Consider the following 10611-nt stretch of genomic DNA (forward strand, 5'->3'; position numbering starts at 1 on the left):
GTGGTTTCTCCAGGAATCGAACCAGGGACACATGGATTTTCAATCCATTGCTCTACCAACTGAGCTAAGAAACCGTTCCGTTATTGAGTGGTGCAAAAGTATAACCTTTTCCCTTACGATGCAAGTGATTTCATGAAAAATATTGCATCAAAGCCCAAATTTACTGATTCTCAGACGAATTATTTTCTTCTCTCTCGATCTGTTCACTCATTTCTTCAAGTACCGGTTTGATTGTACTCTCCGGAAGCTCGCTGATCCGGATGTACATCAACCCGTCAATGGCATCATTAAAACTTGGATCTACGTTGAACGAGATCACTTTTGCGTTCTGCTTGATGTATTTTTTAATGAGAACCGGCAAACGCATTTCGGGTTCCAGATCATCAATAATTTTATCGAGTTTGTTGAGATCAGATTCTACTTCATCGAAAAACAGGTGCTTATCGCGGTCTTTCAGCTTTACTTTGAACTCTTTTTTCGGATGAATATACTGCGCTACGGCAGAATCGTAATAATGCGAACGCATAAATTCAATCATCAGCGATTTTGAAAATTCTGAAAATTTATCGGAAATACTCACTCCTCCCATTAAAAACTTATGTTCAGGATTCCTTAAACAAACATGTACAATTCCTCTCCATAAAAGAAAAAGTGGCAAAGGCTTCTGTTGGTACCCTGCCGAGATATACGCTCTTCCCATTTCAATCACTTTTCGGAAGAATGGCCTTAATTCAGGATCGAATTCAAATAACGAACTGGTGTAAAAGCCTTCAATACCGTGCTTTTTCATCACTTCACTGCCCAGGGCCATGCGGTAAGCACCCACCAGTTTTTTCGCAGCGTTATCCCAAAGAAAAAGGTGATGGTAATGCTCATCGTAATGATCCAAATCGAAAGGAAGATTGCTGCCTTCACCAATTTTTCTGAACGTAAGTTCCCGCTGTCTGCCGATTTCGCGCATAATCGATGGAATTTCCGAATAGGTACAGAAAAACACTTCGTAATTTCCATTTCGGAACAACATTTTATCTTTCTTGTAAAGCCCGTTAATTTCCTGCTCTATATCCTCCTGCGGCGTCTCGTCGATGATATTCTGCACTACATTTTCTTCTTTGGTGAGCGGAAAATTAAGCTTCAGGTTGGGGAGTTTGAGTTGTTCTGCGATGGATTTTCTTTTCTCGTAATACGACTTCAGCATATAAATCTTCTTCTGCAGAAACTCACCCATTTCTTCAACCGAATCATGGTCTTCCAAAACCTTTACCGAAACAGGCTTTCCGATTCTGATGCGGATCGGCTTTTCTCTCTTATGCATCATTTCGGCCGGCAGAAGCAATGTCTGAAGATCGGGATGCACTTTGGCGAGCTGGTAAAAAAGACGGCTGTTTTTAGCATGAAAATACATAGGAACAACCGGAACCTTCGCCATCTTTATAAGTTTCAGCGCTGGTTTTTCCCAGGGTTTATCGAGAATTTCGCCGAACTCATTGTTTTTATTTGAAACTTCGCCCGCCGGGAAAATCCCTACACAGCCCCCATTTTCGAGATGTTTTAAGGTTTCGCGCATTCCGGTGGAACTGTTTCTTACTTCTTTTCTTGTACCGAAAGGGTTTACAGAAATTACAAAAGGTTCCATGGGTTCAATCTTTTCCAGCAGGAAATTTCCCATGATTTTAAAATCCGGCCGGATTTCCGTAAGGATTTTGGTCATCAGAATTCCGTCAATCGCGCCAAGCGGGTGATTGGATACTAAAATAAATGGACCGGTTTTCGGTATTTTAGCTAAATCTTCTTCGAAGACAATATATTTCAGTTGTCTTTCACGCACAAAAGAATCGAAAAAATCCTTTCCCTTTTTGTCCTTCAGAACATCGTACAATTTATTGACCTCATCAATCTTTGTAAGGCTCATGATGGCAGAAGCGACGGGATTTTTCAAAAATCCGATCCGGCTTAAACCCGACACTTTAATTAAATCACTCCTTGAAATAAGACTCATTGGTTATCAGTTTGTTACAACTTGTACTGTTTTTTTGGAAATCTGTTCCAGCAGAATATTTTTATTCTCGTAAAATTTATTAATATCCTCTAAATTAGCATTTCTTACGGTAAAAAGTGAAACATTTTTTACCATTTCGCTATCGTAGGCCATTTGCAGCTCCTTATTCAGCTCATCAATATGGTTATATTTATCTTCAAGGCAAAGCGCAAGGGAAATTGCAGAATTCTGCATGAGCGAAATTTTGATTTTGTATTTAGCAAGCAAGGCAAAAATCTGGCTTAAATGCTCTTCCGCAATAAATGAAAAATCGCGCGTCGCAATACGCATTAAATGTTGATTTTCTTTGAGAATATAAGATTCCTCGAAGCGGTTTTTATCTGTATTTCCAACTTTGGTTCCGGGTTTTGAAGGATCCAGAAAAGATTTTACATAAAATGGAATGTTCTTCTGCTGAAGGGGCTGCAGCGTTTTCGGGTGAATGACTGAAGCTCCGTAATAGGCCATTTCAATCGCTTCTTCGTAAGAAATATTAGACAGGAGCGAAACATTTTTGAATTTTCGTGGGTCGCCGGTCATTACTCCGGGAACATCTTTCCAGATCGTCATGGCTTCAGCATCCAAGCAGTACGCAAACACCGCGGCGGAATAATCGGAACCTTCTCTGCCCAGGGTCACCGTAAAATTATTACTTTCGGAACCGATGAATCCTTGCGTGACGTAAGATCTCTGCGGATTAAGAGCTGAAATATTTTTTTGTGTTTCTTCCCAGTCGATGTTACCTTCACGGTAACTGCTGTCGGTCTTAATATAATCTCTCGCGTCGAGCCACGTATTTTTAAACTGAATATCATTCAGGTATTCACTTAAAATTTTGGATGAAATCATTTCACCGCAGCTCACCACCTGATCATATACGAAATTATAGTTAGGTGACTTATTTCGTCGAAGAAAAGACTCTATATCATCAAAAAACAAAGAAATTTCAGCAAAAACCGGATGATTCTCCTGAAAAAGACCATTAGAAATATCTAAATGATTCTGTTTTACCTTTTCAATTTCTGCGTGGTAATCTTCCTTGGCAAAATAATATTCTACCACCTTTTCTAGTGCATTGGTCGTCTTTCCCATCGCCGAAACTACCAGCAGGCATTTTTCGAAGCCCTGAGATTCCAGAACAACTGCAACATTCTTCACACTTTCCGCATCCTTTACCGATGCACCACCGAATTTGAAAATTTTCATTTAATTATTTGGATATCAATAAATTATATTACAAAAACCATTTATTTTTTTCACAAAATAACAGCAGGTAAAATTATTAATTTACAGCGACATAAAAAAACGGAGCAACGCATTTGTAAATACATGGGAGAATTAAATTGCTGACGCATCAATATTGTCATTTATCACCCCAAAAAAGCAGGCAGAAGTCAAAGATTTTTCCGAAATTTGTAAAAATCCAAAAAGTAAAAAATGTCGGAAAAAAACTTTCAAACCCTGGGTGAATTTATCATTGATAAACAAGAAGATTTTCAGTATTCAACCGGTGAGTTTTCACGTCTCCTGAGTGCAATTCGTCTGGCTTCAAAAGTGGTAAACCGCGAGGTGAACAAAGCAGGAATTGCCAACATCATCGGAAAAGCAGGAAACGAAAACATTCAGGGTGAAGAGCAGCAGAAACTGGATGTACTGGCCAACGAGATTTTCATTGAAGCACTTTCTCAACGGGAAGTAGTGTGCGGAATCGCCTCGGAAGAAAGCGACGATTTTATTGAAATAAAAGCCAGTGCCAACGCCCATTTAAGTAAATATGTAGTGCTTATCGATCCTTTGGACGGATCTTCAAACATTGATGTAAATGTCTCTGTAGGAACTATTTTTTCGATTTACAGAAGAGTTACAGAGCCTGGAACACCGGTTACTTTAGAAGATTTCTTACAGAAAGGCGTAAATCAGGCAGCTGCAGGTTATGTAGTTTACGGCTCCTCAACCATGATCGTGTATACGACCGGAAACGGCGTAAACGGTTTTACACTCGACCCCAGTTTAGGTACGTATTACCTTTCCCACCCTTGCATGAAATTCCCTGAAACAGGAAAAATTTACTCCATCAACGAAGGAAACTATATTAAATTCCCACAAGGCGTTAAAAATTATATCAAATACTGCCAGCTCGAAGAAGGCGACCGACCTTATACCTCGCGTTATATCGGAAGTTTGGTTTCAGATTTTCACCGGAATATGATTAAAGGCGGAATTTACATTTACCCTTCTACCTCACAGTCGCCGAACGGAAAACTGAGATTACTCTACGAATGTAATCCTATGGCATTTCTGGCAGAACAGGCAGGCGGAAAATGCACCGACGGATTCCAGAGAATCCTTGAAATTGAACCTACCGAACTTCACCAGCGGGTTCCGTTCTTCTGCGGAAGTCTGACAATGGTGGAAAAAGCGGAAGAATTCATGAAAATGGCTGCGGAATAAATTTATTCTAAAAATAGAACTTTGACGGCAACTTATACACCCTACACGCTTCACTTCAAACGTCCGGGCGGCACTTCGCGTGGCGTTCTGAATACAAAGGAAACTTTTTTGTTGAATATTACTCAAAACGGGAAAACCGGAACTGGCGAATGTGGGCTTTTCCGTGGGTTGAGTTATGATGATGTTCCGGAATATGAAGAAAAACTCCAGTGGCTCTGCGAAAACATCAATGTTGACCGTGATGTACTGAAAGAGGAACTGAAACATTTTCCGTCGATCTGGTTCGGGTTTGAACAGGCAATTTTAAACCTGGAACATGGAGACGACCTCTATTTCCCCAGCGATTTCACCGCAGGAAAATCATTCATAAAAATCAACGGATTAATATGGATGGGCGATTCGGCGTTTATGGAAGACCAGATTGAGGAAAAATTAGCCTCCGGGTTTGATTGCCTGAAACTGAAAATCGGTACCGACTGGAATTCCGAGAAAAGAATCCTTCAGGAACTGAGAAAAAAATTCCCGGCGAATCAACTTGAACTGAGAGTTGACGCGAACGGCGGATTCAGCTTTAATGAAGCCAAAACTGTCCTGGAGGAACTTTACGAACTGCAGATTCATTCGATTGAGCAGCCAATTAAAGTAGGAAACCGGAAAGAAATGTACCAACTTTGTACAGGCACAAAAACTCCGATAGCCCTCGACGAAGAACTAATTGGCATTGTAGATTATTCAGAAAAAAAGAAACTTCTGGAAGAAATACGTCCACAATACATCATCCTGAAACCTTCTTTAGTCGGAGGTTTTTCAGGAAGCAACGACTGGATTTCGCTTGCTGAAAGCCTTGGAATCGGCTGGTGGATCACTTCTGCACTGGAAAGCAATATCGGCCTGAATGCCATCGCACAATATACCTTTACCAAAAACCCTAAAATCCCACAGGGATTGGGAACAGGAGGACTGTTCACAAACAATTTTGAAACCAGACTGGACCTTTCCGGCGATCGCCTTTCCATAAAAAAAGTCTGAAATTGCTTTCAGACTTTTGAAATTTAATCCCCCACAGATTAAATTACGTTTTCTATAAAAATGTTTTTTTTCAGATTATGCACCATACGTGCAAATTTCTTTTTAATCGTTTTCATAGAAGTAAAAAATTAAGTGTTAATGAATGATGTTTTCCGTACAGCCATTATTATACCAAAAACACCCTCGGAAAATTTTTTTTTTAGATTTCACCGATATTTTTTTTAACCTTTGTTGTAATTAATTCATCTAAAGCAACTTTCGCAAAAACATTTTCCAATTTATTGTTTTTACTACAAACGATGAGAGAAGCAGGAATTTCCGTATTGGCTACAAAATACAGCATAGCACATCGAATTAAGACCTGTATTCGCAGGCCAAAAGATGGGGTTAATAAAAGTAGTTCCTTTTTTTAGCAATTATCCGTAAATTTGCGTTCTACAAAGAATAGACAATGGAAGAAGAAAAAAAATCACTCAATTTTATTGAGCAAATTATAGAAGACGATTTAGCGAACGGGTTCCCGAAGGACAAACTTCGCTTCCGTTTCCCGCCGGAACCTAACGGCTACCTGCATATCGGCCACACAAAAGCCATCTGCATTAATTTTGGGTTGGGCGAAAAATACGGTGCACCTGTAAATCTTCGTTTTGATGATACCAATCCGGAAAAAGAAGAGCAGGAGTTCGTTGATTCCATTAAAGCAGATATCGACTGGCTCGGTTTTAAATATGACAAAGAACTTTATGCTTCAGATTATTTTGAAACGCTTTATGAATGGGCAGTTCAAATGATTAAAGACGGGAAAGCCTATGTTGATGAGCAGTCGTCAGAAGAAATTACGGCCCAAAGAAAAAATCCATTTGAAGACGGAATCGATTCTCCTTTCAGAAACCGACCTGTAGAGGAAAGTCTTGAACTTTTCGAAAAAATGAAAAACGGCGAATTCGAAGAAGGATCTATGTCACTGCGTGCAAAAATCGACATGAAATCACCGAACATGAACATGCGTGATCCGGTGATGTACAGAATTTTGAAAAGACCGCACCACAGAACCGGCGAAAAGTGGAAAATCTATCCAATGTACGACTGGGCTCACGGCGAATCCGATTATATCGAACAGATTTCTCACTCCTTATGTTCGCTGGAATTCGAAAACCACCGTCCGCTTTACGACTGGTATCTGGATCAGGTTTATGACGAAAACCTGGTAAGAAACAAACAGCGCGAATTCGCAAGAATGAATGTTTCTTACATGATTACCTCCAAAAGAAAATTACAGCGCTTGGTTGCAGAAAAAGTGGTTACCGGCTGGGACGATCCAAGAATGCCGACCATTTCAGGGATGCGCAGATTAGGTTATACGCCCAAAGCCATCAAAAAATTTATTGAAAGAGTAGGTGTTGCCAAAAGAGAGAATTTAATCGACATTCAGCTGCTGGAATTTTTCGTGAGAGAAGATTTAAATAAAATTTCAACACGCGTAATGGCCGTAGTAGATCCGGTAAAATTGGTGATTGAGAATTATCCGCAAGATGCTGAAGAATGGCTGGAAACAGAAAATAATCCTGAAGACGAAAACGCTGGTACCAGAGAAATACCTTTTTCCAGAGAACTCTATATTGAAAGAGAAGATTTCAAGGAAGAAGCGGGAAATAAATTTTTCCGTCTGAAACTGGGCGGCGAAGTACGACTGAAATCTGCTTATATCATCAAAGCTGAACGTGTTGAAAAGGATGAAAACGGAGAAATCACCACCATTTACGCAACTTATGACCCCAAAAGTAAATCCGGAAGCGGAACCGAAGAAAGTCTAAGGAAGGTGAAAGGCACGCTGCACTGGGTTTCAGCAAAACACGCTTTGCCGGTGGAAGTGAGAATTTACGACAGACTTTTCACTACCCCGCAGCCGGATGCTGAAAAAGAAGCAGACTTCATGGACTTCATCAATCCTGAAAGCTTGAAAACCGTTCAGGGATTTGCAGAACCTAGTCTGGAGAATGCGGAAATCGGCCAGCCTTATCAGTTCCAGAGAATCGGATATTTTACAAAAGACAGAGATTCCACACCGGAAAAGCTGGTTTTTAACCGAACTGTAACCCTGAAAGACGGCTATAAACCGGAATAATTGATAAAAACCCCTTCTTCACCGGAGGGGTTTTTATATTTCAGAATATCAGTAAAAGTTTTTTCCCGTTATATATTATATTTATATTCGCATCACATTTTAATTTCATGAAAAAATTATTTTCTCTACTTATAGTATTTATTTCTCTGTCCGTATTTTCTCAGGAAAGCATAAATTTCGAAAAAGGCACATTCAAAGAAATTCTGGCAAAAGCAAAAAAAGAAAAAAAGCTTGTATTTATGGATGCTTTTGCAGTGTGGTGTGGCCCCTGCAAATTAATGGAAAAAAATATTTTCCCTTTAGCTTCGGTTAAGGAATATTATAACGCTAACTTTATCAATGCCCGGTTCGATATGGAAAAAGGTGAAGGACGCGAAATTGCAGCAAAATACGGAGTCCGGTCCTACCCTTCATTCCTTTTTATGAATGGTGATGGTGAAGTGGTGATGAACAGTTACGGTTACATGGGTGAACAAGCCTTTCTTGCGATGGCCAAGGAGGCCAATAATCCGAAATTCCGCACCGCATCCAATAAAGAACTTTTCGAAAAAGGCGAATCCGATCCGGAATTTTTACTCAATATGATGAGGCTTTATGCAGACAGCGATTATGAACTGGCAAAAAAAGTTTCCGAAAGATACTTCAATGTAAAGAAAAATGAATCTTTTACTAAAGACGAAGTTGGGCTTCTTCTCTATTTCACCAAATCGACAACTGATCCAAATTATCAGATTTTCACAGCAAAAAAGAATGAAATTGCAGCACTGATGTCTGAAGAGATCTATAACCAGTTCGATACAAATATTAAAATTTCTAAAGTATTGGAAAATTCGCTGGACCAGAAAACGGGAATCATCAATGACGATTATTTCTACAAAAACGCAATCCCACTGGTTGGAAAAGACGAAGCAGAAACCGCATTGAACCGCATGAAAGTGATTCTTTATCCCAACCTGGGAAACTTTACAGAATATGAAAAAGCTGCTTTGAAATACTACAGTAACGCCGATAATTTTGATCCTGAAGAACTGCTGAAAGCGGCCTGGATCTTCAGCGAACACGTTTCGAATCCCTCTTCCCTGAAAAAAGCTGAAGAATGGGCAGAAAAATCGGTAATGCGGTCTGAAAACCCTGAGAACACCTACATTTTGGCAAAACTTTATTCCAAGACAGGCAAGAAAGACAATGCGAAATCCTACGCCGAGATTTCAAAGAAATTGGCTGAAAGCCAGGGAAAAGATGCCACACTCGCTGATAAATTATTACAAAATTTAAAATAAGCGTTGCTTTGAAAAAACTTTTACTTCTTTTTGCCTTTGCAGCTCTTTCTTTCAGCAATGCACAGCAGACGGATACGCTCCAAAAAAAACTTTACGTTAAAGCTAATGCCCTCTTTTTGCCGGTGGGTGTATTAAACGCAGGACTCGAATACCAGTTAAATAACAAGATGACCGTTCAGGGCGACATATTTATTTCACCTTGGAAATCTTTCGCAGGTAAATATGCTCAGGTTTATATGGCCGGCCTGGATGGACGGTATTATTTTAAAGAAGCTTTTAAGCACTGGTACGTGGGAGGCAACTTTTCGTTTGCGCGGTATAAAATGCAGAAATGGAATTACTGGAAGGATCTTCCCTCACAGTATTCACCGGAATCACCGATTTACAATCTGTCTGATCTCTATCAGGATGGCTTTTCTTTTTTTCTCGGCGCAGTTGTAGGATACCAGTTTAAACTGAATGAAAACTGGAATATGGATCTTTATCTCGGTGGCGGAACAGCGCAAAGCTATTATAAAGGATTTCATAAAAAATTGGGAGTCCGCTATGATACAAACCCCGACCGCATTTACAACCAAAGCGGCGAATGGATTCCCTATCGCGGTGGAATAATGATCTCTTATCAACTCAAATAATGGATATAAAAAGTAAAAAATTCATGGTGGTTGCCGTAATCACCTTTCTGATTCTCTTTCTGATGAATTATATCGGAAACGACATGCCCGACAGACTCGAACGCGCACTGATGACCGCTGTGGCTGGCGTGGTAGGGCTCACCATTGGGATGTGGTTTGTTTATAAAAATTCCAAGGACGACACCCATCACGATTTTGATTAAAAATTTCAGCATGCAGACAGATCAGAAAGATCTGTTTTTTTTGTTCTAAGCAATCATGTTTCCTTCTTCCGTTCAAAAAAATTATCTTTGCACCATGATAAAAATAGGGAATATTGAACTTCCGGAATTCCCTCTTCTGCTCGCCCCGATGGAAGATGTTTCGGATCCGCCCTTTCGCAGGCTGTGCAAAATGCACGGCGCAGACATGATGTATTCGGAATTCATTTCTTCTGAAGGCCTTATCCGCGATGCGATGAAAAGCAAAAAGAAACTGGATATTTTCGATTACGAAAGACCCGTAGGAATCCAGATTTTTGGTGGCGACGAAGAAGCGATGGCGCTTTCCGCAAAGATTGTAGAAGCCGTAAATCCGGATTTGGTAGACATCAATTTCGGCTGCCCTGTAAAAAAAGTGGTTTGTAAAGGTGCCGGTGCCGGTGTTTTAAAAGATATCGACCTGATGATTCGGCTTACAAAAGCGGTGGTAAATTCTACCCATCTACCTGTTACCGTAAAAACCCGTTTGGGCTGGGACACCGAGACCATCAACATCATGGAAGTTGCAGAACGCCTGCAGGATGTCGGCATCAAAGCATTAACCATTCACGCGAGAACGCGTTCCCAAATGTATAAAGGCGAAGCCGATTGGGATTATATTTCGAAAGTGAAAAACAATCCGAATATTGAAATCCCTATTTTCGGGAACGGTGATGTGGATTCTCCCGAAAAGGCTTTAGAATACAGAGAGAAATATGATTGCGACGGTATTATGATTGGACGTGGTGCCATCGGCTATCCATGGATTTTCAATGAGATTAAACATTTCTTTGAAACAGGTGAAAAATTACCG

The 10611-nt window shown here is 40.2% G+C and carries 10 protein-coding genes and 1 tRNA gene; 7 read left to right on the forward strand and 4 right to left on the reverse strand.

Annotation, left to right across the window (positions count from 1 at the left end; genetic code table 11):
• Position 1 precedes the first annotated feature (1 nt).
• The 3 genes from V5N63_RS09925 to V5N63_RS09935 all read right to left on the reverse strand — a co-directional run bounded on the left by V5N63_RS09925 (position 2) and on the right by V5N63_RS09935 (position 3244).
• A tRNA-Phe gene (locus tag V5N63_RS09925) sits at positions 2 to 74 on the reverse strand.
• Positions 75 to 160: 86 nt separating this feature from the next.
• A complete protein-coding gene (locus V5N63_RS09930; RefSeq protein WP_332033816.1) occupies positions 161 to 1999 on the reverse strand; it encodes a lysophospholipid acyltransferase family protein in 1839 nt (612 codons plus the stop codon).
• A 6-nt stretch (positions 2000 to 2005) separates the two neighbouring features.
• The gene (locus tag V5N63_RS09935) at positions 2006 to 3244 is read right to left on the reverse strand and encodes an aspartate kinase (RefSeq protein ID WP_332033817.1); all 1239 of its coding nucleotides are present in this window, start codon (positions 3242 to 3244) and stop codon (positions 2006 to 2008) included.
• Positions 3245 to 3475: 231 nt separating this feature from the next.
• Between V5N63_RS09935 and fbp the strand changes: the two genes are divergently transcribed.
• A complete protein-coding gene (gene fbp / locus V5N63_RS09940; protein WP_332033818.1) occupies positions 3476 to 4489 on the forward strand; it encodes a class 1 fructose-bisphosphatase in 1014 nt (337 codons plus the stop codon).
• A 21-nt stretch (positions 4490 to 4510) separates the two neighbouring features.
• Complete coding sequence (menC, locus tag V5N63_RS09945) at positions 4511 to 5518, forward strand: o-succinylbenzoate synthase (protein WP_332033819.1); 1008 nt, start codon at positions 4511 to 4513, stop codon at positions 5516 to 5518.
• A 199-nt stretch (positions 5519 to 5717) separates the two neighbouring features.
• On the opposite strand, the gene V5N63_RS09950 is transcribed toward menC, so the two are convergent.
• Entirely contained in the window at positions 5718 to 5861 is a 144-nt protein-coding gene (locus tag V5N63_RS09950; RefSeq protein ID WP_332033820.1) for a hypothetical protein, read from the reverse strand.
• 108 nt (positions 5862 to 5969) lie between these two features.
• Here V5N63_RS09950 and V5N63_RS09955 point away from each other — a divergent pair, with 108 nt between their 5' ends.
• The 5 genes from V5N63_RS09955 to dusB form a co-directional block, all read left to right on the forward strand.
• Positions 5970 to 7643: a glutamine--tRNA ligase/YqeY domain fusion protein gene (locus tag V5N63_RS09955; protein ID WP_332033821.1), complete on the forward strand. Its 1674-nt coding sequence runs from the start codon at positions 5970 to 5972 to the stop codon at positions 7641 to 7643.
• Positions 7644 to 7750: 107 nt separating this feature from the next.
• Positions 7751 to 8923: a thioredoxin fold domain-containing protein gene (locus tag V5N63_RS09960; RefSeq protein ID WP_332033822.1), complete on the forward strand. Its 1173-nt coding sequence runs from the start codon at positions 7751 to 7753 to the stop codon at positions 8921 to 8923.
• An 8-nt stretch (positions 8924 to 8931) separates the two neighbouring features.
• On the forward strand, positions 8932 to 9558 hold the full coding sequence (locus V5N63_RS09965) for a DUF3575 domain-containing protein (RefSeq protein WP_332033823.1): 627 nt from the start codon (positions 8932 to 8934) through the stop codon (positions 9556 to 9558).
• Positions 9558 to 9761, forward strand: coding sequence for a hypothetical protein (locus tag V5N63_RS09970; protein WP_332033824.1), 204 nt, complete (start codon positions 9558 to 9560; stop codon positions 9759 to 9761). Before V5N63_RS09965 ends, V5N63_RS09970 begins: the two co-directional genes overlap by 1 nt.
• A 94-nt stretch (positions 9762 to 9855) precedes the next feature.
• Positions 9856 to 10611: tRNA dihydrouridine synthase DusB (gene dusB, locus V5N63_RS09975; RefSeq protein ID WP_332033825.1), on the forward strand; the 756-nt coding region annotated here is incomplete at its 3' end.

Origin of the sequence: Kaistella sp., assembly GCF_032060305.1 — a bacterium.
Lineage (GTDB): Bacteria > Bacteroidota > Bacteroidia > Flavobacteriales > Weeksellaceae > Kaistella > Kaistella yananensis.

Bases quoted from the DNA above. Each gene is read 5' to 3' on its own strand.
- V5N63_RS09930 (WP_332033816.1), bottom strand. From the start codon at position 1,999: ATGAGTCTTATTTCAAGGAGTGATTTAATTAAAGTGTCGGGTTTAAGC.
- V5N63_RS09935 (WP_332033817.1), bottom strand. From the start codon at position 3,244: ATGAAAATTTTCAAATTCGGTGGTGCATCGGTAAAGGATGCGGAAAGT.
- fbp (WP_332033818.1), top strand. From the start codon at position 3,476: ATGTCGGAAAAAAACTTTCAAACCCTGGGTGAATTTATCATTGATAAA.
- V5N63_RS09950 (WP_332033820.1), bottom strand. From the start codon at position 5,861: ATGCTGTATTTTGTAGCCAATACGGAAATTCCTGCTTCTCTCATCGTT.
- V5N63_RS09955 (WP_332033821.1), top strand. From the start codon at position 5,970: ATGGAAGAAGAAAAAAAATCACTCAATTTTATTGAGCAAATTATAGAA.
- V5N63_RS09960 (WP_332033822.1), top strand. From the start codon at position 7,751: ATGAAAAAATTATTTTCTCTACTTATAGTATTTATTTCTCTGTCCGTA.
- V5N63_RS09970 (WP_332033824.1), top strand. From the start codon at position 9,558: ATGGATATAAAAAGTAAAAAATTCATGGTGGTTGCCGTAATCACCTTT.